The 21,629-nt window shown below is 63.2% G+C and carries 19 protein-coding genes and 2 tRNA genes; 6 read left to right on the forward strand and 15 right to left on the reverse strand.

Annotated elements, in window-relative coordinates; genetic code table 11:
* Positions 1 to 29: 29 nt before the first annotated feature.
* Entirely contained in the window at positions 30 to 1,616 is a 1,587-nt protein-coding gene (locus tag CAL13_RS06000; RefSeq protein WP_157664813.1) for a hypothetical protein, read from the forward strand.
* 593 nt (positions 1,617 to 2,209) lie between these two features.
* Here the strand turns inward: CAL13_RS06000 and CAL13_RS06005 are convergent.
* The 4 genes from CAL13_RS06005 to CAL13_RS06020 form a co-directional block, all read right to left on the reverse strand.
* Positions 2,210 to 2,298: transfer RNA gene (locus tag CAL13_RS06005), tRNA-Leu, on the reverse strand.
* Positions 2,299 to 2,878: 580 nt separating this feature from the next.
* Entirely contained in the window at positions 2,879 to 3,799 is a 921-nt protein-coding gene (locus CAL13_RS06010; protein WP_086071819.1) for a bifunctional helix-turn-helix transcriptional regulator/GNAT family N-acetyltransferase, read from the reverse strand.
* A 111-nt stretch (positions 3,800 to 3,910) separates the two neighbouring features.
* Positions 3,911 to 4,912: an SDR family oxidoreductase gene (locus tag CAL13_RS06015; protein ID WP_086071820.1), complete on the reverse strand. Its 1,002-nt coding sequence runs from the start codon at positions 4,910 to 4,912 to the stop codon at positions 3,911 to 3,913.
* Positions 4,913 to 4,997: 85 nt separating this feature from the next.
* Positions 4,998 to 6,794 (reverse strand): thiamine pyrophosphate-requiring protein, encoded by a 1,797-nt coding sequence (locus CAL13_RS06020; RefSeq protein ID WP_086071821.1) that lies wholly within the window; start codon positions 6,792 to 6,794, stop codon positions 4,998 to 5,000.
* Positions 6,795 to 7,054: 260 nt separating this feature from the next.
* Here CAL13_RS06020 and CAL13_RS06025 point away from each other — a divergent pair, with 260 nt between their 5' ends.
* From CAL13_RS06025 to CAL13_RS06040, 4 genes are all read left to right on the forward strand, one after another.
* Positions 7,055 to 8,035, forward strand: coding sequence for an NAD(P)H-quinone oxidoreductase (locus CAL13_RS06025; protein ID WP_086071822.1), 981 nt, complete (start codon positions 7,055 to 7,057; stop codon positions 8,033 to 8,035).
* 53 nt (positions 8,036 to 8,088) lie between these two features.
* Complete coding sequence (gene tpiA, locus CAL13_RS06030) at positions 8,089 to 8,901, forward strand: triose-phosphate isomerase (RefSeq protein WP_086071823.1); 813 nt, start codon at positions 8,089 to 8,091, stop codon at positions 8,899 to 8,901.
* 20 nt (positions 8,902 to 8,921) lie between these two features.
* Positions 8,922 to 9,422, forward strand: a complete 501-nt coding sequence (gene secG / locus CAL13_RS06035; protein WP_086071824.1) for a preprotein translocase subunit SecG — start codon at positions 8,922 to 8,924, stop codon at positions 9,420 to 9,422.
* A 104-nt stretch (positions 9,423 to 9,526) separates the two neighbouring features.
* A tRNA-Leu gene (locus CAL13_RS06040) sits at positions 9,527 to 9,611 on the forward strand.
* Positions 9,612 to 9,908: 297 nt separating this feature from the next.
* On the opposite strand, the gene CAL13_RS06045 is transcribed toward CAL13_RS06040, so the two are convergent.
* The 8 genes from CAL13_RS06045 to CAL13_RS21300 all read right to left on the reverse strand — a co-directional run bounded on the left by CAL13_RS06045 (position 9,909) and on the right by CAL13_RS21300 (position 16,566).
* Positions 9,909 to 10,589 carry a BRCT domain-containing protein gene (locus CAL13_RS06045; RefSeq protein WP_086071825.1) on the reverse strand — a complete coding sequence of 227 codons (681 nt, stop codon included), beginning with the start codon at positions 10,587 to 10,589 and terminating at the stop codon, positions 9,909 to 9,911.
* Between the two features lie 414 nt (positions 10,590 to 11,003).
* Positions 11,004 to 11,639 (reverse strand): hypothetical protein, encoded by a 636-nt coding sequence (locus tag CAL13_RS21160; protein WP_157664814.1) that lies wholly within the window; start codon positions 11,637 to 11,639, stop codon positions 11,004 to 11,006.
* Between the two features lie 194 nt (positions 11,640 to 11,833).
* Positions 11,834 to 13,660, reverse strand: a complete 1,827-nt coding sequence (locus CAL13_RS06050; RefSeq protein ID WP_198297921.1) for a helix-hairpin-helix domain-containing protein — start codon at positions 13,658 to 13,660, stop codon at positions 11,834 to 11,836.
* A gap of 111 nt (positions 13,661 to 13,771) precedes the next feature.
* Positions 13,772 to 14,587 (reverse strand): PP2C family serine/threonine-protein phosphatase, encoded by an 816-nt coding sequence (locus CAL13_RS06055; RefSeq protein ID WP_086071827.1) that lies wholly within the window; start codon positions 14,585 to 14,587, stop codon positions 13,772 to 13,774.
* Positions 14,587 to 15,264 (reverse strand): vWA domain-containing protein, encoded by a 678-nt coding sequence (locus tag CAL13_RS06060; protein ID WP_232467779.1) that lies wholly within the window; start codon positions 15,262 to 15,264, stop codon positions 14,587 to 14,589. Before CAL13_RS06060 ends, CAL13_RS06055 begins: the two co-directional genes overlap by 1 nt.
* 404 nt (positions 15,265 to 15,668) lie before the next feature.
* The gene (locus CAL13_RS21470) at positions 15,669 to 15,818 is read right to left on the reverse strand and encodes a hypothetical protein (protein WP_232467857.1); all 150 of its coding nucleotides are present in this window, start codon (positions 15,816 to 15,818) and stop codon (positions 15,669 to 15,671) included.
* The gene (locus CAL13_RS21475; protein ID WP_232467780.1) at positions 15,755 to 16,039 is read right to left on the reverse strand and encodes a hypothetical protein; all 285 of its coding nucleotides are present in this window, start codon (positions 16,037 to 16,039) and stop codon (positions 15,755 to 15,757) included. Before CAL13_RS21475 ends, CAL13_RS21470 begins: the two co-directional genes overlap by 64 nt.
* Before the next feature lie 197 nt (positions 16,040 to 16,236).
* On the reverse strand, positions 16,237 to 16,566 hold the full coding sequence (locus tag CAL13_RS21300) for a hypothetical protein (RefSeq protein WP_198297922.1): 330 nt from the start codon (positions 16,564 to 16,566) through the stop codon (positions 16,237 to 16,239).
* A gap of 588 nt (positions 16,567 to 17,154) precedes the next feature.
* Here CAL13_RS21300 and CAL13_RS06070 point away from each other — a divergent pair.
* Complete coding sequence (locus tag CAL13_RS06070) at positions 17,155 to 18,708, forward strand: DHA2 family efflux MFS transporter permease subunit (protein WP_086056609.1); 1,554 nt, start codon at positions 17,155 to 17,157, stop codon at positions 18,706 to 18,708.
* 45 nt (positions 18,709 to 18,753) lie between these two features.
* Here CAL13_RS06070 and CAL13_RS06075 read toward each other — a convergent pair whose 3' ends face one another.
* The 3 genes from CAL13_RS06075 to CAL13_RS06085 are packed head-to-tail and all read right to left on the reverse strand — an operon-like array spanning position 18,754 to position 21,500.
* Complete coding sequence (locus CAL13_RS06075; protein ID WP_086056610.1) at positions 18,754 to 19,293, reverse strand: gluconokinase; 540 nt, start codon at positions 19,291 to 19,293, stop codon at positions 18,754 to 18,756.
* A 23-nt stretch (positions 19,294 to 19,316) separates the two neighbouring features.
* On the reverse strand, positions 19,317 to 19,985 hold the full coding sequence (locus CAL13_RS06080) for a thiopurine S-methyltransferase (RefSeq protein WP_086071829.1): 669 nt from the start codon (positions 19,983 to 19,985) through the stop codon (positions 19,317 to 19,319).
* Positions 19,986 to 20,012: 27 nt separating this feature from the next.
* Positions 20,013 to 21,500, reverse strand: coding sequence for a PepSY-associated TM helix domain-containing protein (locus tag CAL13_RS06085; RefSeq protein WP_086071830.1), 1,488 nt, complete (start codon positions 21,498 to 21,500; stop codon positions 20,013 to 20,015).
* Between the last annotated feature and the right edge of the window lie 129 nt (positions 21,501 to 21,629).

The raw sequence follows: 21,629 nt of genomic DNA on the forward strand, positions 1-21,629 counted from the left end.
GTGTAGTACTCATCGCGCCACACAACGTTATGGACACTCTTGCAGAGAAACAGGCCGGTCAACGCAGCTATTGGGGTACACGCCTGCTATTGATCGCTGTCGCCTTTCTCGGCCTTGCCCATCTGGCATTCCTGCCGCCCTGGGAAGGATTCGATGAGCCCGCGCACTGGAGCTCGGTCGAACAAATTGCCGACACCGGAACGCTTCCCTTCTATGGAAGGGCCCGTCTCAGCGCGGACATTGAAGGTTATCTGGGGCCTTGGCCGTACGGTTTTTCTCTGCCGGAAAACGGAGTGAAACGGCAAACCTACCGGACATACCGGGACGCCGGGTCTCCCGACCTTCCAACTTCCCCCGAGCGCAGATATGAGCCGGGCACGGCGCTTAATTGGCAGGCACAGCATCCACCTCTGTTCTATGGTTTGATGGCGCCCGTTTATAAACTCGTGGCGCATCTCCCCTGGGTGGACCATCTGCTGTATCTGCGGCTGGCGTCGTGGCTGATTGCTTTATGCGGGCTGGTGGTGGGTGTTCTGGCGACCGAGCGTCTGCTGCCTTCAATGGGCGGGCGCCTCGCTTCGCTGATGGCCGCCTATCCGCTCTTATTCCCGCAGTTTTTCCCCGAGATGGCGAGGCTGGGCAACGATAGTCTTGTCCTGCTGTTCTGCGGCGCGAGCTGGGCGGCGCTGCTATGCATTCTGTATGGCAAGCCAGGCGTAAAAGCCCCCATTCTCCTGGGCGTCTTTCTGGGGCTAGGCCTGCTGACCAAGGCCTTTTTTCTTCCCATCTCAGCTGGATTTTTATTGTTCCTGGCTTATTACTGGTGGAACAACAAAGTTGATTTTCCGCTGCGGCACCTGCTGCTTGCGCTTGGAGTGACCTTGCTTATCGGCGGGGCTTGGTACGTGCGCAATGCCTGGTTATTCGGCTCGGTGGTGGGCGGAGATGAATTCGTGGCTATGGAGCGCGGGCCCGGTTTTATCGAGGGGCTGCGCGCCAATTTTTCCATCGGGGCGCTGCTTCGCGGATTCGCCTCCATGATGGCCACGTTTTCGTGGGCCGGAACCTGGTCGCTCGCGCGATTGCCCGACCTGCTGCTGTTGGGCCCGCTCGCCCTGCTGGGCCTTGCCGTCGTTGGCTGGCTGCTGGACATTCGCCGCCGGCCCGTCATTGCCTGGGCGCCGCTCTTTATCGTGACGCCGATGCTGGCGGGACTAGGCTACCATGTCTTCATGAAGATCGCACAAACCGGTCTTGGCAAAGGCACGCCCGGCTGGTATTTGCACGTCCTGGCGGCTCCGCTAGGCATGATCGTCGCTCTGGGCTGGCGCTGGCCGCGGCTGATGTCGGCCTTATTCTCATACTCGCTGATCTTTGCCACCGGAGCATGGGTGATGCAGCTCACGCTTTTCAGCGGCTGCTCGGCCAAGCTGGACGGAAATCCTTACTACACATTCAAGGATTCCAGCTGCTTCATCGACTGGCATCAGTTGGATGTCCTCACCTCTCCCATGGTCGGCTTCGCCAGCCTGCTTGCAGGGGGGGTGGCACTTGGCGTGGCCGGTATCGTGCACTTTCGTGGCCGGGCGGCTTCGGTGGGCAGCGACCTGCGGTAGGGAGGCGTAGTGATTGATTATGTCCAACCGCCGAATCAGGGGAATTTGAAGTTCTTCACCCAGATTTGAGCTGGCACTATTTTCGCACCATGAGGGTCCGCGTAGTTCGGAATTGTCCGGATATGTGTAATGGTGCCGGCGTCCGCGATCGTGCCACGGCGTACGAACAGCCCATAGTCTTGCAGCAGCAGCGGACGGAATCGCGGTCTCATCGGCAAGTTTTGCCGCTGGGTGTGCCACCCGGCGCAGCCAGGTGTACGGCTCCAAGCCCGTTGGCCTTGGCCGTTTCCACCAGCGAGTAGATCAATGCGCTGATCTCGTGGCCGATCTGGACCATCGGCGTGCCGCCACGCGCAGGTGCGGGGAGTCCCGTTCGCACGCAACAAAGACTTGCGCGCGCCAACCGCTCTTGTGCGGTGTTATCGATGCCATGGGGGCTGTGCGTAGAAAACGGGGATCACAGTGAACAAATCATCGGATCCGACGCCAAACTCCGGTGGTATGCGGATGCAGTGATTTCTGCTTGGTTCTTGATTTCCCGAGCTTTTCTAATGCATGGAAATGCGAAGTCGGCGGATTCTGGAAACGACCAGTGGTGCCCGAGACCGGAATCGAACCGGTACGGCCGGTTAAAGCCGGAGGATTTTAAGTCCTCTGTGTCTACCAATTTCACCACTCGGGCTTCGTGCGGCGCCGGTCTGGACAGGCGCGAGATATCGCCGCGGCGCTGCACGGGGGGCGAATTGTACTCCGTCGGAATGGCCTGACCCGGCCCATCGGCGGCACATTCCCACCGCGCCGGCGGTCGTATCGCACCGGCGGGCGCACTCCGAAATCCGATACAATCGCCTCCACGGAAGGTTGGCAGAGTGGTTGAATGCACCGGTCTTGTTCAATCGAGCGCCGTCGGGGAAACCCGGCGGATGTAAGGAGTCAAATTCGGCGAAGCCCCTGGGCGCTTCCGAGGTAACGCCGAGCGAAGATCGATGCGGGTCGGCAATGATCACGTATGACGTGCATCACCGCTTGCTGCACCATTGCATCGATAACGTGTAGAGACTTGACGGCTCCCGCCTAACGTCCCGATCGGGACCATGGTGAAGGCAAAGTCCAGACCCGCAAACAGGTGTTTCGGCCTGGTGGCGAAAGTCATAGGGGTAAGGAAAACCGGCGGGGCTTCACGGCCCTCGTGAGTTCGAATCTCACACCTTCCGCCAATTCTTTTGTTCGCTCACTGCGCATATCGCGTCGCCCGGCGCTTTTCAAAGATCGCGGGCCAGCACCTGCCCCACCAGCTCTTTGCCGAAGCTGTGGTGCGCTTCCTCTTCCACCAGCTTGAAGCCCGCCTTGTCGTAGATGCGGCGGGCGTCGGTCAGCACACTGTTGGTCCACAGCACCATCCGCTTGTAGCCTGCCAGCCGGGCGAAGCGCAGGCATTCCTCCACCAGCCGGCTGCCGATGCCCAGGCCGCGCGCCTGGGCATCGACATAGAGCAGGCGCAGTTTCGCGGTGTCGGCGTCCTGCCGGACGAGGAATACCGAGCCGACGACCTTGCCGTCTTTTTCCGCGACCCAGCAGCGTTCGGCTCGCGGGTCGAATTCGCGCATGAACGTCGCAACGATCTGGGTGATCAAGGCTTCGAATTCGCTGTTCCAGCCATATTCCTGGGTATACAGCACCGCCTGGCGGTGGATGATCCAGCCCATATCGCCCGGTTGCGGGTCACGCAGGATATAGCTTGACGGCGCATCGGCGAGCAAACCGTGGATCTGGCCCATGGCGTCCACCAATTGATGCTGCGCCGGCGGCGACAGGCGTTGCAGCATGGCCATGACCTCGCGCCGCGAGGCATGGTCCAGCGGTTCGAAGGTGGCGCGCCCTTTATCGGTGAGCTGCAGGTGGATGACCCGCGCATCGTCCGGCGAGCGCGTCTTCGATACAAGCCCTTTTTTCTCGAACCGCGTGATTACGCGGCTCAGATAACCCGCGTTCAGCCCCAATTCCTTGCAAAGTTCGGCGGACGTCAACGTGGGGCGATGGGCCAGCTCGTAAAGAATGCGGGCTTCCGTCAGCGAGAAGTCGCTATCCAGGAGGTGCTCGTGCAACACGCCGATCTGGCGGGTATAGAAACGGTTGAAGCGCCGGACCGCCTCGGCGCGATGGGTGAGCGAGTCTACGGACATGAGGGCCACCTTGCGGATCCGCGCACGTTATTTGCCTGAAGCACATTTATAGTTGCTCGAAGCAAATAATACAAGGGGTGGCCGCCGATATGGCGGCCGTACGCGGCGTCATCAGCGCTTCTTGCGCCCCGCCCAGATCAACCCCGCCAGCGCGAGTCCCGCACCCACGAGTGCGGTGCGATGGGTGGTGGCCCACAATGCCAGGCTGTACCCCTGCGCGCGGCTGTCGAAAGATCCGTGCGCGGCGTGCAGGCCGCGAACGGGCCGCCAGAGGTTGGACGTCTTTGGCGGCGGAGTGATCGGCTTGCGTTGCTGCGCGGCGTAGTTGGTCCGGGCCAGGTAGCGGTCCAGCAGGCCAGGGAACAATTTGTTGGCGATGATGGCCTTGATGGTCGGCATGCCGACGTAGACCTCGCGCCGGCGATGGCGGGCCGCCCATACGATGGCGTGCGCGGCGACTTCGGGCTGGAAGATCGGCGGCACGGGCTGCGGCGCAAACGGCATGCGGCACTCGGCCCAGTCGAACTGCGGCGTATTCAACGCGGGCATCTGGACCATTGTGACGTGGACCCGGCTGCCGTCGTGCATCAGTTCGCTGCGCAGGGAATCGGTGAAGCCGCGCACGCCGTGCTTGGCGCCGCAATAGGCCGACTGCAGCGGGATGGCCCTATAGGCCAGCGCCGAGCCCACCTGAACGATGGTGCCCCGGTTGCGCGGACGCATGTAGCGCAGCGCCGCCATCGTGCCGTAAACCTGGCCCAGGTAGGTGACAGCGGTGACACGTTCGAATTCCTGTGCCGTCAGCTTGGACAAGGGCGAGAACACCGTCAGCATGGCGTTGTTCACCCAGACGTCGATGGGGCCCAATTCTCTTTCGATGCGTTCCGCCGCATCGTCGATGGCGCGTGGATCGCTTACGTCCAGTGCGATGGGCAGGGCCCGCACGCCCAGACGCCGGATCTCGCGGGCCGCGTCTTCCAGTGAGACGGCATCGCGTGCGAGCAGGGCCACATTCGCGCCCTCGCGCGCGAAGGCGAGGGCGGCCGCACGCCCGACGCCGGCGCTGGCCCCGGTGATGACGACGGTTTGTAGGGATGCCTTTGCATCTCGCATGTAGCTCTCCAAAGGAGTCCGCGCCGACGCCGTTCAGCACTGTAGGGCCGCCCGCCCGCGCTGAACCGCGACGCCGGCTGTTCCTCTATTCCTTCCGATTGCCCGGCAGCACGCTGCCCAGCACCTGCTTGGCGGTGTCGATCAGGACGTGGCGCTGGTCCGGGTCGCCCTTGATCAGCGTGGTGGCGAAGGCCTTGGCTTGCTGCAGCGTGATGTGGGGCGGCAGTGGCGGCACGTTGGGGTCCGCTTTTACCTCGATCAGCGTCGGCCGGTCGGCGGCCAGCGCTTGATCCCACGCTTCTCCCATCGCCTCCGGCGTATCCACGTAGATGCCGCGCAACCCGATGGATTCGGCGAACTGGTGATACGGCACGGACGGAATGCTTTGGGACGCTTCGAACTTCGGATCGCCGTTCATGACCCGTTGCTCCCACGTCACCTGGTTCAGGTCCGCGTTGTTCAACACCATGCAGACCCAGCGCGGATCGCCCCACTGCTTCCAGTACTTGGCGACCGTAATCAATTCGGCCATGTTGTTCATCTGCATGGCGCCATCGCCCACCAACGCGATCACTGGGCGTTGCGGATGGGCGAACTTGGCCGCGATGGCATAAGGCACGGCCGCGCCCATCGACGCCAGTCCGCCAGACAGCGAGCACATCATGCCGCGTTGCACCTTCAGGTCGCGGGCGTACCAGTTTGCGACGGAGCCTGAGTCGCTGGTCACGATTGCGTTGGCCGGCACGCGCGGCGAAAGCTCCCAGATCGTGCGCTGCGGATTGACGCCGCCTTCGGCTCCGGCCAGCGCCCGCTCTTCCAGCTTTTTCCACCAGTCCGCCGTCCAGCCTTCCACGGTGTCGCGCCACTCGCGATCGGCGCGCGGCTCGAGCAAAGGCAAAAGCTCGCGCAACGTTTCCACGCTGTCGCCAACCAGATTGACTTCCATGGGATACCGCAGGCTGAGCATGTCGGGCTTGATGTCGATCTGCACGCCGCGCGCCTGCCCTTCCTTGGGCAGGAATTCGGAATAGGGGAAGCCCGACCCGATCATCAGCAGCGTGTCGCATTCGGTCATCAGCTTGTAGCTCGGTTCGGTGCCCAGCAGCCCGATCGAGCCGGTCACCCATGGCAGGTCGTCGGGCAGGGCGGCCTTGCCCAGCAATGCCTTTGCCACGCCCGCGCCCAGCTTGTTGGCAACCGCAATGATTTCTTCGGTGGCATGCAACGCCCCCGCGCCCACGAGAATCGCGACTTTCTTGCCGGCGTTCAGGACCTGCGCGGCCCGGCGCAGGTCTTCCGGCTGGGGCACCGTGCGCGGCGCGCGATAGCCGACGCCGGAGTGCACGGTGCCGTGCTTGCGCGCCGGGGCCTCGTACGGAAGGTCCTGCAGATCGTTTGGAAGGATCAGTGCTGTGACCTCGCGCTTGCCCAGCGCAGTGCGCACGGCGCGGTCGACCAGGTGGCGCACCTGCCCCGGCACGCTGGCCTGCTGCACGAAGGATCCCGCGACATCCTTGAACATGGAGACCAGATCCAGCTCCTGCTGATAGTGCCCGCCCAGCGACGCGCGGGCCTGCTGGCCCACGATGGCGAGCACGGGCATGTGGTCCATCCGCGCGTCGTACATGCCGGTGATCAGGTGCGATGCGCCCGGCCCGGACGTCGCGATGCAGACGCCAAGCTCGCCGGTGAATTTCGCGTGCGCCGACGCCATGAAGGCGGCCATTTCCTCGTGCCTGGCCTGGACGAACTCGATCTTGCCCTTGGCGCGATTCAGCGCGCCGAATACGCCGTTGATGCCGTCTCCGGGGTAGCCGAATATCCGCCGCACGCCCCATGCGTGCAATCGTTCGACGATGAAGTCTCCGACAGTGGGTGCCATGGCGTTCCTCCAGTTGTCGAACGCCGCGCAACATCCGCGCGGCGTTCGAATCGTGAATGCGGCCCGCGCGCGGCGGCTTCGGTCGCGTCGCGCCGGGCATTCAAGGTCGCCCGCGCCACAGCAAAACTTGTTCCTACTGCCCGCGCCTGCATGCGGTGAAGCAAGGCAAATCACCCTTCGCGAGCGCCCGTTATGGGCCCATATTTCCTGGACGGCGCGATAATGCGGGTTTCTTCCAGAACAAGACCAGGAGGCCGTCCATGCTCGCCGTTGAAATCTCCCGCCCCGGCGGACCCGAAGTGCTCGTTCCCGTCCAGCGTTCCACGCCCGAGCCCGGTGAAGGCGAAGTCCTGATCAAGGTGTCGGCGGCCGGAGTCAACCGTCCGGACACGTTCCAGCGCAAGGGCTCGTATCCGCCGCCGCGCGGAGCCTCCGACCTGCCCGGACTGGAGGTTGCCGGAGAGATCGTCGGCGGCGACGCGGCGTCGGGCGGTTTCGCCATTGGCGACAAGGTGTGCGCCCTGGTGGCGGGCGGCGGCTATGCCGAATACTGCGTGGCGCCGGTCAAGCAATGTCTTCCCATCCCGGCCGGCCTGTCGGAAATCGAGGCGGCCGGCCTGCCCGAGACCTATTTCACCGTATGGAGCAATGTCTTCGACCGCGGGCGCCTCGGCCCCGGCGAAAGCCTCCTGGTTCATGGCGGCGCGAGCGGCATCGGCACTACGGCCATTCAGCTGGCCACGGCGCTCGGCCACAAGGTCTATGCCACCGCGGGCAGCGACGATCGCGCCCGGGCGGTGGAAAAGCTGGGCGCGGCGCGCGGCATCAACTATCGCGAGCAGGACTTCGTCAAGGAAGTTTTGGACGCAACCGGCGGCGCCGGCGTGAACGTCATCCTGGATATGGTGGCTGGCGACTACATCGCCCGCGATATTCAATGCCTGGCTGACGAGGGCCGCATCGTGCTCATCGCCACGCTGGGCGGCAACCATGGGAATGTGGATTTCGGCCAGGTCATGCGGCGGCGCCTGACCATTACCGGATCGACCCTGCGCCCGCGTCCTGTCGCCTTCAAGGGGCAGATCGCCGAGCGCCTGCGCGACACCGTCTGGCCTCTGCTGGAGAGCGGCAGGATCAAGCCGATCGTGCACGCCACTTTTCCGCTGGCGCAGGCCGCCCAGGCGCACGCCATGATGGAGGCGGGCGAGCAGATCGGGAAGATCGTCCTGACGGTGAGTTGAGCGGCTCCAAACACGATACAATCGCGGGTTTGACCGGGATTTTTTCAGAGACAATGACGACAGCCGATCGCCGCGATACGTCCGCCGGAAACCCCGGCACGGCCAATGGGGCAGGGGCGCCGCACGCCGGCGCCACGCGCGCCCGTCTGGTGCTGGGCAACTGGAAGATGCACGGCAGCCTGAACGAAAACGCCGCGCTGCTCAATGCCCTGCGAGCACGCGCCGGCGCCGGTACGTGCCAGGTCGGCGTCTGCGTCCCGTTTCCCTACCTTGCCCAGACGGAAGTGCTGCTCAAGGGCAGCGCCGTCTCGTGGGGCGCCCAGGACATCAGCGTCCATGAAAAGGGCGCCTATACCGGCGAAGTGTCGGGCGCCATGCTGAACGACTTCGGTTGCCGGTGGGCCATCGTCGGCCATTCCGAGCGCCGCGCCATGCACGGCGAATCCGACGCGCTGGTCGCCCGGAAGGCCCAGGCCGCGCTGTCTTTCGGACTGACCCCGGTGGTCTGCGTCGGCGAGACGCTGGCGGACCGCGAAGGCGGCAATACGCTGGGCGTCATCGAGCGGCAGCTGGCGCCGGTGCTGGCGCTGGGGGCCGAAGCGCTGGCGCACGTCGTCCTGGCCTACGAACCGGTCTGGGCCATCGGCACGGGCCGCACTGCCACGCCGGAGCAGGCGGAGGAAGTCCATGGCGCCATCCGCGTCGCTTTGCGCGGCCTGGGGGTGCCTCAAGTCCGAGTTCTGTACGGCGGCAGCGTCAAGGCGTCCAACGCCGCCGAGCTGTTCGCCATGCCAGATATCGATGGCGCCCTGGTGGGCGGCGCATCGCTGGTGGCCGATGAATTCCTGCGCATCGCCGCAATTTGAGTTTCCGTCCGGAGTAAGTAATGTCTTTGATGCTTTCCCTGCTGATGGTCGTGCAAGTGCTGTCGGCACTGGCCATCATCGTTCTGGTCCTGCTGCAGCAAGGCAAGGGGGCCGACATGGGCTCCGCCTTCGGCACCGGATCGGCTGGCAGCCTGTTCGGCGCCTCGGGAGCCGCCAATTTCCTGTCTCGCACCACCAAGTGGGCGGCTGTGGTGTTTTTCGCTTCCACGGCAGGCCTGGCCTATGTCACGCACAAGAATGCCGGCGGGCCGGCGGCTGTGGACAGCGGCGTGATGCAGGGCTACCAGGCGCCGGCCGATAAGTCCGTGCCTCAGGCCCCGGGTGCGGGCAGCGTTCCGGCGCCGGCGGGCGATGCGTCGGTGCCGAATGCCCCGGCGCCTGCCGCCGGCGTGCAACCGGCGGCGCCCGCCAAGCCGGATGCCTCCGTGCCGCAGGCCCCCGCCACGACGGCGCCCGCTGCGCCGGGCAAGACGGACCAGCCCGCCACGCCGGCAAAGTAAGTTATCGTTCCTTTCGCGGCTGGCGGCAAGAAACCGCTGGCCGTGCTAAAATTTCCGACTTTCCAAAGCGCCCAGGGTGATCGCCCGGCGCATTGCGAAACGAAGCCGACGTGGTGAAATTGGTAGACACGCTATCTTGAGGGGGTAGTGGCGAAAGCTGTGCGAGTTCGAGTCTCGCCGTCGGCACCAAGAATACTTTTGATGGCATCTCAGGATGTGTCAGAACCCGCGTAGCTTATGGAGCAACGCGGGTTTTTTGTTTCGCGATGGGCTTGCCTCGATCCCTCGGACAGGCCGGTCACCGCAACAAGGCGCTGCTTGGAACTGCATATGGGGCCAGGCATCCCAGCGTGAGCGCAAAGCTTGGGCAGGGAGGCGCTGATCGTGATGCTGGGCGGCGGTGACACGTCGACCCGGCAGGCCGACATTCGGCGCGCGCTACTGCTCTGGCGAAATCCTTACGGTGCGAGCACAGCGATCTTGGCTTTATGACTCCCAAGTAAGGTGATCGAACCAGTGCTGCTCGCTGACGATCCTGAGTGGCGTTCCGGCCTCGCGATAGTCCATCGCCTTCTTTATCTTCGTGCCGTGAGTGGAGTGAAGCCAGTCTCGGCTTCCGATGTCGCCGATCACTAGGTAGTGCAATTTTTTCGTTACTCCTGGGATAGCGAATCCGCCTCTGTTGTGCACTTGTTCGTGGCACCACGCTCGCGATCCACTGCTGAATTTTCCTGTGAAGCAGAAATTGCGCCCTCCGAATGTAACGTGTGGGGCCGGCTCGCATAACGGCAGCCGGGTTGAATTACTTGCCTCCCCCTTCGCTACTGCGTGATTGCCGCCTGTCGTCGCCAGCAAAAGTGCCATGATATCGGCCTCTTCCTCCGCGTCCATGTGGCCGTCTGCGAGCGCTTCGGCGATCCGCGGGTAGATTGCGCGTGCGGGCCACTCCTGTGCGGTCTGTTGGTTGGCGTTCATCCAGCCGAGAAGAAACTCGACTTCACTTTGGCATATTGCTCCGTCGGCCAATACACCCTTCACGAGCCCAATCAATTCGTCCACTTGCCGCGCCTGAACGGCGTGTGCCCGCCACCGCTCATTGAACGGCTGACCATCTTCATTCAAGCCTGGCGGCTTGAAGCGCGCCAAATTATCCGTGAACCAACCCATGTCTCTACTCCTCCTGTAACTAAGTACGCTACATCGTAGACGCGGAAATATTAGTTGCACCTTTTGAGAAGCCATTGGATGGATGTAATCGTTCTAGCCATGGACTCCCTATCAAGTGCCGGGCAGTGACCCAACAAGACACAGCCGGCGCTCTTTAGCCAACGAATCGCAGACGCCCCGGATCCGTCTGCCTCCCCTTGAAGTCACCCCAAGGGTACTTTCTTGTACTGAGAACTGATGGCGCCCTCCGTTCGGAATTCCAGCAGCCGAAACGTGAGTGCTGCCCGCTACTCGACGCCGCTGATTCGTGCCAGGAATGGATAACAGGGCGAAGCAGCCACAAAAAACGGTTGTGCACCGTAGTATGCGACCGTCCACCGGAATCCCCCCGATCTGGCGGACGCTGGGGAGGGGTTATCGCACAAAAGCGGCCACGAACAGCACTCCGGCAATGGCATAGAGCGCCGGAACGATCTTGGGTACTGTTTTGTTGTCCTTATAACCAGTTTTGAAGCGGCGGTCTCTTTTCGGCGTGAGCGCAGAAGCCATGAAAATCAGGATCGTGCTGATAAACGCCAGTCCCGCGCCGGACGTTTCGGACGGGGCATTAGCAGGCGTGGTGCTGCCGGTTGCACTGTTCGGCGCGGTTCGCACGGCGCGCGTCGATTCTATCTGAGCTATTCGTTTCTGCGGTGCTGCGGGAGACAGGTCATTCGCCGCCTGTGCTGACAGATCCTGTGCCGCTGAAACGGGCGGCGAATTCTGCATCGACGTCGAGGTCGGCTCTGGGGGCGCGGTCGGGGCAGGGGGAAGGGGCCGCATCTGTATGGTCGAGCCGGCAACGCGGGACGGTGAAGTCGGATTGGGCGGCGTCGCCTTCATTGCCTGTAGCACCGAAATTCTATCGTCGTACGCGCGAATAAGGCACGACACATCGGTGCAGCGATCACGGACGGTTCTTAGCCATGTCCTCTCTGAAGCAGCAAGTTCGGCCGAGTCGCCGAGACGCTGTGCTGCCTTTCGGTACTCGGATGCGAGCAGATTGTCCATCGCCGACACACCGGGGCTTTCACAGATTATCTGTTCAACGGGGGTTAACCGGCCGCCGCAGTCAAAGCTCGCACCCATGACAGTACTCGGTATAGATAGTGCAAGGAGTAGCAAGAGTCTCATGTCGTCATTCCTATCGGTCGCTGCGTCTGGCGTGGTTTTAACCACAGGAGATTGGGCCTGTACGGCAGGGTCTACCTTCTTATTGCTTCCAGATTGGCTTGGGCCTGTCCCAGTTCTGCGGCTGCGCTCCCCAGGGGCGACTCAAGGGCTTTACGCCGGGCAACGATGTTCCGGGCCAGCATCAGGAGATCGTCTTTGCCTTTGACGAGTTCGGCCTCGATGGCCGAGCGGCGGCTTGCAATCGCCCTGTGAAGGTCGGAAACCTGGCGTGGGTCCACAGCGGCTTGAGGATCGAAACGAAACTTCGCCTCGAGGCTGCGTCGCCATTGCATGAGCTTGTCAGTGAGGGCGGGGCCGAAGCCCGGTACAGCGAGGACAGTGGCGCGGTTAACGTCCCATGCGGTCTCGATCCCATAGGACTGCAGCATGGATTTTTTGTTTGGACCGATTCCGTGGATGACCGCGGCCTCGATATCATGCTGGTCCAGGAACTGCTGTAAGGCCAGCTGCTGTCGGTTCGCTACGAGTTTCTCGTACTGCTTGCGCTGCTCGGCAGGCAGCGCAACCCACTCTTCCCGAAGCCGCCGCAGCGTTTCCAGCTTGGTCATGAAGGCTTGCGCCGCGGTCTCCGTTTTCCAACGCCGCGACAGATCCTCATATGCGCGTTTAGCTTGTTCGACTCTCTTTTCCAACGCCGGGATATCAATGTGTCCGGCCTGCCCGTGCAGCCATCGACCGAGTGCGAAAGATATCGCCGCCCACGTATGCCAAAACTGGGCTTTGATTGCGATGCCCGCGACGACGACGGTCAAGCTGACGATAATCGCGGCGTGGCGCCACATATTGTCGCGGTTCCGTGCTTTCAGAACGGCGGCCGCTGCAGGCACGTGGGGGACCGAAGGAGGTGCGGTATATCTTGGGACCGTGATGGACGTGATCTGCGTCCATATGGCGTTGATATCGAAAGCGCTATTTCCGCGCGTCAAGGGGACGTTGGCCTGCCGCCCAAACAATACGAGTCCAGTGGCTTCTATCGGGCACCAGGGGCATTGGCGGCAGCCCGCGAAATAGTAATGTGCGGGGTTGGCCGTACAACGACGGAAAGAGGCTTCCAGCTTGGATAGCGCGGCCACCCATTCGGCGGCGGAAGGCCGTCCCGACGGGGCCGAGCCGCCAGGTGAAAAAGCTTTTTCCCATAGGTCGGCCAACAGTTCCGAAGAGACCGTTGGCGACACGGTGACCGGGGGCGGGGACATAGCAGTGCGGGCGCGGTCACGGCTATAGGCGTAGCGGTATTGCGCGATTGCTTCGCCAATGGTGAGGTCACCGGGGCCTTGATAACGGCCGGCGAACGGATGTCGCCCCATCTGCAGAATGAGGAACACCATGACGGCCAACCCGAAATTATCGTGGTTCGCCGTGCGTAATATGTTCTTGAAAGACTTCCCTTGAAGCTCAGGCGGCGTAAAGTTGTCTACTCCGACTTCGCACGGAAAATCGGCTTCCGGCGTGCAAATCTGGAAGCTATCGCAGTCGATAAGCGTCACGGTGGCGTCGCCGTTGACGCGGATGCCACCGTGATTTACGTCGCCGATCACGCAGCCCGCATCGTGGAGAACGGCGAAGGCACGTGCTGTATTCAACGCAGCTCTAACGAGCAATCGCCAATCGGCATGCGGGAAATCGGAAAGGCGACTCTTTGGACTGTAAAGCCTATGAATATCTTTGGATCCTGACAGGTTTACCATCAGAAAGCCAACGATTTCGCCGGTCGAGGAACGCAAGAGTTCGATCGGCCAGGCGGTGAGCAACTGGAGTTTGGGACTCAGTAGCCGCTGCATGGCGCCCAACTTAGCGGCTTTTGTCGCTCCGATTTCCTTGTTGTAGATTTTCGCCACAACGGCAGGGCGTCCGGTGACTTCGTATACGGACCCTTCGCCACCCGCGCCTAAGACCAAGCCAAGCTGTATCGGCCCGTCCTTTCCGAGGATTGCAGTCGACCTCATTCCTCATTCACCCTCGGGTACCGCCGCAGTGTTTCCTAGATATGGACGGCCGCGACTCGCAAGGAGCAGTGTCTTATCGTCATCCGTGCGGTCGCAAATCGCGGCCGACGCGAGGTAGGCGGCGAGTTGCCCCGATAGGGAGGGGTCGAGACCTGGTCGTGAGAGGGAACGGACGGGCTTGAAAATGCCATTGAAAAACTGGCTATGAACTTCTCGCGTCGCGTATCGGAGCACCAGAGGCTCAATTCCATCGGTGAAGACGGCGACGTCGGTAATTGTGGACTTGGCCGCTTCAAACTTGAATGACTCTCGGGATGAAGCATCCGTGAGGAATGCTGTCGTATTGATGTATTCGCCGTGGTCAGGCCAGAAGATGTACGACCATTCCTCCGGATCGGATAGAACGACCATCGCGCCGTCTCCTATCTGCAGATAAGCGGCCGCGTGTGGGCCGACGACTGCGGCAAGAAGGGTGCAGGCGAACTCGCGCAACGGAAGGTTTTCGGAATCGGCGAGGTCCTGCATCGACTGGACCGTGGCGTCAAGCCATTCGCAGGCAAGATCCCGTGTCATGTTTTCAACCGAACCACCTTGGTGGAGGTAGTTCTGTATACAGGCAACCAGGGATCGGCACGCCAATGAAGAGCCAGCATCGGAGCGCGATGCGCTTCCAGCCCCGTCCGACGCTACAAGTACAAGTATGGGCTCTGCCGCCTCGATCAGGCAAAACGCATGGCTATCCTGGCACGGAGTCTCAGTCTTGATGTGTGAGGACCCAATGACGGACGCGGCAATGCCGCGCCATTCTCCGGCATCCATCAGACGGTCGCCCAGCCTTCGGGTGCAGTCGGGTTTGCGAGCGGAACAGCATCCCCAGGGGCGGATCGCGATACGGCACCCATGGAGTTGGATAACCAGTGGAACAGGTCCCGGAACCGAAGACCTTTGAGTTGAAGAGGCGCGCGCACGGATATCTGCTGCAGCACCTCCATATTCGCCCCTTCTACGCCAACGGCGAAAAACTGAAAGCTTTTCGATTCCTCGCCTTCTCGGACGAGTCGCGCAGCATGTTGCCAGGAGTCTGTGGGGCCCCCATCGGTGATCAAAAAAACCCAGGGCCGGTAATACGCGACGCCATTCTGGCGGTACGCTTCTTTACGGCTCTTGATCATCTCGACGCCCTGCTCGATCGCCGCGCCCATCGGCGTGTCGCCTCTGGCTTGGAGAGTGGGCGGAAAGAACGCGTCTGCAGTCACGAACTCGGTGATGACTTCCACTGGCCCGAACGTCACTATGCCCACCTCTACGCGTTTCGCCGCCATCGCGTCGGCAGCCAATTCATCTTTGAACTGAAGAAGTCCCGCATTGAGTTCGGTGATGGGCGCGCCTTGCATGGAGCCCGAGGTGTCCAATAAAAGCAGGCACGGGCAGCGGTTCTCGGGGTTTTCAGCAAATTCCAGATGTCCGAAAGGCACTTGGTCGAACTGCTCAGTCACGGCACGCTCCTTGTATCCATATGACCAGAACGTATCAAAGTATATCTTTGGATGCGGAGTTCGTGCCTGATCGTTACTAAATTTGTTTGTGCGTTGTTCCATACATTAGCTGCTGCCGTCTGAACCGTGCTTGCGACGCAACCCAGTATTAGTTGCGTCGCTTGTGCAGCCGTACGGGCCACGAAGATGCTCCGGGAACGCTTCGCGCACAACGACGCGCGCGTGTCAGACAGGCCGAACCCGTCGGTCCCCAGCGCGATAAAGCGGCGATCCCGGATGAAGGGCCGGATCTGGTCCGCGACGATCTTCGTGTAGTCGGTGGCCGCGACGAGAGGCCCAGGCCGCGCCGCGCGGCACTGCTGGACGTACGGGGCGCGCGCCTCGTCTTCCGGATGCAGTCTCTTTCAGCGCTGCGCCGCCATGCTGTCGCGGCGCAGTTCCGTCAGGCTGGTTGCGTTCCAGACATTGCTGCCGATGCCGAAGTCCTCGCTCAACAGCTCCGAGGGTGCAATGACTTCTCGGATGGCGCCGCTGCCCATCGATTGCACGCGCACCGGTTGTCCGCGCCGGCGGCTTCCCGGAACAGGTAAAGACCCTTGAGAAGGCCTGCTTCCGCGCTCGCCGGCAGCGGATAGTTCTCGTTGAGAAGCGCGATGTAGTACGCATCTTCGTGCTCGACGAACATCCGCCGCAGGCGATCCTGGGTGATGACGGGCGGCTCGTATGCGAAGGTCGGATCGTAGGCGATACAGCTGGGGACCACGGAAGCCAGCATGTAGCTGTGCCGTCATCGTGTTGCAGCCCCTCGCCCATCAACGTGGTGCGGCCCGTGGGGCGCCAAGCATAAAACCCAAGGTGCGCGCGTCGGCCGCCGCCCATGGATAGAGCCATGCTGGCGGCCGCGCTGCGCGAGAGGCCGATCGGGGCGCAGCGTAAGCAGCGGGCGCTGCATGGCAGGCCCGCTGCCGTCCTTCAACGGCCCGCGCGGTCCATCGCCATGTCGCCGGGCGTCTTGGCCGGGTCGGTGCCGGGCTCCATTTCGATGTTGAACCACGTGTCGCCCGCTTCGCCGCGCAGGACGCTGGCGGTTCCGGGCGCCAGCCGGTATTCCGTGCGTTGGACGTTGGCGGATTCGATGTGAAGCACGATCTCACGGTCTGTCGTGTTGGAGATGTATATCTGTTCCCCGGCGGCGGATGGCGGCGCGGGATCGACGGAAGTCGATTGCGCGCTCAACGCCACGGGAATCGACAACGACAAGCCAAAGAGGAGTGCAATGGGGCGACGCTGCAGGATGTTCATGATGACCCTCGGTGTATCGAGAACTGAATCGGCAGCCAGGACCGCAGGCTGCGATAGGCGGCGAGAGCATCATGGATCGTGGATCCCGATGTGGAGTGCGAGCGGATGGAAGGCCGCCGCAACGATCCGGAAGGCGGTCGGCGGACGCCAGTGCAGGCGGCAGCGGACAAGCCCTTGATAAGGAAACGTCACGCAGATTTCATTGGCTGCATGTCGTGATGATGGCTCCCGTCGTGCCGGCGGACGATCCGCGCAGCGCATTACACTGCGCGCCGCCTCGCACCGCAATGGGCGGGCATGGCCGGCGGCCGCCTGCCGCGATACAGGTCATGCCTTCGCGCACATCCGGGCCGGGTTCAATGTCCGGCAACGCCGCCGTGGGGCCGTGGGCCCCTCGATACTTCGTATGACGATTTCGGGCGTGCCGTGCCGCCCGGCTTCTCCATCCGGTCCGGCCCCGCCGGGGCGCGGGGCGCGTTGCGCCCGCCGGATTGCATCGGATGGCGTATTCAGGTGACGGACAACCGATTTTCCTAATATGGGCGTGTTCCCACCGAACTTCCCGTACGTCCGGATCGAATCGCCGCCATGGCCACGCAACCATCGCCCCATCCGCCGCTGCACGGCGGTCAACTGGTGCTCGCGACCGTCGCGGTGGCGCTGGCCACCTTCATGAACGTGCTGGACACATCCATCGCGAACGTCGCGATTCCCACGATTTCCGGCAATCTCGGGGTATCCGTGGACGAGGGCACCTGGGTCATCACGGTATTCGCGGCGTCCAATGCAGTCTCCATCCCGCTGACCGGGTGGCTGACGCAGCGCGTGGGGCAGATTCGGCTGTTCGTCTGGGCCATCGCCCTTTTTACGCTGGCGTCCTGGTTGTGCGGGGTGGCGCCGAATCTTCCGGTGCTCCTGATGGCGCGGGTGTTGCAGGGCGCCGTCGCGGGGCCGTTGATTCCCATGTCGCAGGCGATCCTGCTGGGTTCGTATCCGAAAGAGAAAAGCTCGATGGCGTTGGCGTTGTGGGCGATGACGGCAACAGTCGGGCCTATCGCGGGCCCTTCGCTGGGTGGCTGGATCACCGACCGGTACAGCTGGTCCTGGATCTTCTATATCAATATCCCGGTGGGCATTTTCGCGGCCGTGGTCACGTGGGGTATCTATCGCAAACGGGAAACGCCGACGCGCAAGGTGCCGATCGATCTGGTCGGCTTGATATTGCTGATCGCCTGGGTGGCGGCGCTGCAGATCATGCTGGACAAGGGCAGGGACCTGGACTGGTTCAGCTCTCCGATCATCGTGGGACTTGGGGTTGCGGCTTTCGTGACTTTCGTTTTCTTCCTGATCTGGGAGCTGACGGAGCCGCATCCGATCGTCGACCTGCGGCTGTTCGGACAGCGGAATTTCAGCGGCGGAACGATCGCCATTTCGGTGGCCTACGGCGTGTTCTTCGGCAACCTGGTGCTGCTGCCGCAATGGTTGCAGGAATACCTGAACTATCGCTCGGTCGATGCCGGCCTGGTGATGGCGCCGCTGGGCATCTTCGCCCTGATTCTGTCGCCGATACTCGGCAGGCTGTTGCCCCGCTCGGATGCCCGCATCATCGCGACGCTGGCTTTCGTCAGCTTCGCCATTGTGTTCTTCATGCGTTCGAACTACGTGATGGAGATCGACACCTGGCATTTGGTCCTGCCGACCTTGCTGCAAGGGATACCGATGGCCTTGTTTTTCATTCCGCTGACGGCCATCATCCTGTCCGGCCAGCCGCCCCAGCGCCTGCCTGCCGCCGCCGGGTTGTCGAATTTCATCCGTGTCTTCTGCGGGGCGGTCGGGACGTCGATCGCCGGCACGGTCTGGAACAACCGCACGGTGTTGCACCATGAGCGCCTGACCGAAGTCGCCAATACCGAAAATCCGCTATTCAATCGGCAGATCGAGACGCTGCAAGGGCTGCTGCATCTGGACATCAACGCGGCGCACACGCTCTTCGATTCCACCGTGAATGCCCAGGCCGCGATGATGGGCCTGAACGACATTTTTTTCGTGTCGGCGCTGATCTTCCTGCTGATTATTCCCTTGATCTGGATTACCCGGCCGGTGAAGGGCGGCGGCGGGGCGGACGCCTCCGCCGCGCATTGAAGGCGGGCAAACGGCGCGGGCGCCGCCGCGGCAGGCGGACCCGCGCTATCCGAGCCGGCCGCCAGGCGCCAGGCCGAGCCGCCGAATAATGGTTTCCGCAATGGCCGACGGCGCAGGGCCGATGTCCACGCGTATGGACGGCTCATCCGCCTCAGGTTCCTGCAGGGTTGCGAATTGGCTATCCAGCAGGGCCGGCGGCATGAAATGGCCATGCCGCGCGGCCAGCCGGGCGGCGATCGTTTCCCTGGTGCCGGCCAGGTAAACGAAACGCACGCCATGGCCGCGGCGGTTGATGATGTCGCGGTAGGCGCGTTTCAAGGCGGAGCACGTGATGACGCCGCTTTCGCCGGCGTCCAGGCATTCCTCGACCCAGAGCGCCACCTTCTCCAGCCATGGCGCGCGGTCGGCGTCCGTGAGCGGATGACCGTTGCGCATTTTGTCGATATTGGACTGGGGATGCAGCGCGTCCCCTTCTTCGAACGGCCAGTTCAGCCGTCCGGAAAGAATGGCGGCGACCGTGGTCTTGCCGCAGCCGGACACGCCCATCAGCACCAGCACCACCGGCTGCTTGACCGGATCGGACATCCTTGCACCCTCCTGGCGTTGTGTCAGCCGTTGGCGGCGCGGCGCCCCAATCGGTAGGCCACCGCATCCAATCGCGAAACGCCGGCTTTCTGGAATTTCGGCTCCAGCTCCAGAATATCCCGCCGGTAGACGATGTCGGCGGTGGAATGCCGCCGGAACAGCGACTGGACTTCATCATCGTCCACGGAAAAGGGCGGCCCGTCCATTTCCGCCTGGGGATAGTCCAGGGTGATCAGAAGCCCCTGGTACCGGTCGTCCAGCTGGCCGTACACGTGTTCCGCATAGCGCACCCGCATGTCGCGAGGCAGGGCAATCAGGGCCGCCCGGTCGTAGACACCCACGCAGCTGCGCAGGGTGTCCGCGTCCATGTCGAAGACATCGCCGCAGATAATCTCGATATTCCCGGCGGCGTAGTGTTCGCCCATCGCGGAACGGCGGATGCGCGGGACAAGCCCTTGTTCGTCGAAGAACTGCTGCACCGCCAGGGGAGAAAGTTCGACGCCGAGCACCTGCAGGCCGCGCTGCGCCAGCCACGCCATGTCCAGCGACTTGCCGCAAAGCGGCACGAAAATGCGGCTGCCCGGCGGAAATTCCAGCGTGGGCCACAAGCGCTCCAACGGCGGCGTCACCCGTGCCTGGTGAAAGTTGGTGCGCCCTTCGCGCCACCGCTCCAGCCAGAATTCCCGATCCATGCGAATCCTCCCTTTATCGACTCGGCATCACGCCCGCATGTAGCCGCGTGACCGGGGCCGCCCCGCAAGGCGCCAGCGCACGACGTCCACCAGCATGAAAGCCAGAAAGCTTAACCCCATCAGCGGCAAACTCCAGCCCAGGGCGCAGGCCAGGACGACGGCGATCCACCGTTGAACCACGGGCAGGCGGTTCCAAGCCTGCGTCACGGTCAGGGCCGGCGACCCCGGTGCCGGCCGGCGCCGCCACCACATCGCATAGCCGATGACGATCATCGCGCTGAGCGCGATGCCGAATGCGGCCATCAGCAGCTGGTTCACCCATCCGAACAGGATGCCCATGTGGGTGTCGATGCCCCAGCGGATCAGTTTGGCGATCAGCGGAAACGTCGCGAAGTCCGCGCGGCTGACGATGGAGAAGTCGCGGCCGTCGATGGCCACAGTGTCCACCTGCGTAGGCCAGGAACGGTCTACTTCGCGCACCAGCCAGGCCTGGTCCGTCTTGCGCGGCGGACGGATCTCGATGCCGGCGGCATCGATTCCGCCCGCGCGCGCCGCCGCCAGGATGCGATCGAACTGAGACGCCACGTCCGTGGGACGGGCGCCGCCATCGCCGGCGGTCTTGGCCGACATGTCCGGCATGCCGGACATCACCGCGGCCATATGGTCGGCGTGCTCGCCCCCCATGGCGTGTCCGGCGTGGCCGGCGTCCGTTCCGGCGCCCTTCAGGCTGGTGGATACGGAGGGCGTGACCCATCCCAGCTGCTCGCGCAGCGCATCGATGTGTCCGCCGGCCCAGCGCGACCATGTCAGTCCCGTGGCGGACAGGAAAAACAGCCCGATGGCGATCGCCAGGCCGATCCCGCTGTGGATGCGGCGCAGCCGCGCCCTGCCGGTGAGCGCGCAGGCCGAGGCGGCGCGCCGGCGCCCATGCCACCACACCAGGATGCCGCCCAGCGCGGCGAACCACAGCCAGGACGCGGCCAGCTCGCTGTAGTTGCGGCCAACGTCGCCGAGCAGGAGATCCCGGTGCATCGTGTCCAGCGTCGTCCGGAAGGGCAAGGTGCCGCTGGTGCCGTAGACGTTCAGGTCGCCCTTGACGGCCAGCGTGACCGGGTCCACGAAGATGGCGCGATGTTCGGAATCCTGCAGGCTGGGCTGACTGAACATGACGCGCGTGGTGGTGCCAGGGCGCGGCGCCGGCCGCACCGCGAACAATCTGGGTTCGGGACCGACCGCGGATCTGGCCGCCGCAATCTGTTCAGTCAGGGAATGCGCAGGGCCGGATGCGCCGCTATACAGCTGATCGGCATAGAGCCGGTCTTCCAACTGCGGGGTCAGGACGAACAGGGTGCCCGTTACGGCCGCAACGAGCATGAACGGCCCGACGAAGAGGCCGACGTAGAAGTGCAGCCGGGTAATCAGGGCGATCAGGCCCGTGGCGGACGACGGGTTGGGAGCAGGGGATGGGGCAGCCGCATCCCGGATGGATGCGGGTTTCTGTGGTGAGCTTGACATGACGATGACCTCGCCTGTGTGGCGCGCAGCGCGATCCCGGCGAAAAGGCCTGGGATAGCCGAGGCGGCGCCTCGGCGCGCATGGTCCCACCGGAACCGCGCGCGTGAACGTATCGGGTCCCGCCGTAGC

This window comes from Bordetella genomosp. 9 (assembly GCF_002119725.1).
GTDB lineage: Bacteria > Pseudomonadota > Gammaproteobacteria > Burkholderiales > Burkholderiaceae_B > Bordetella_C.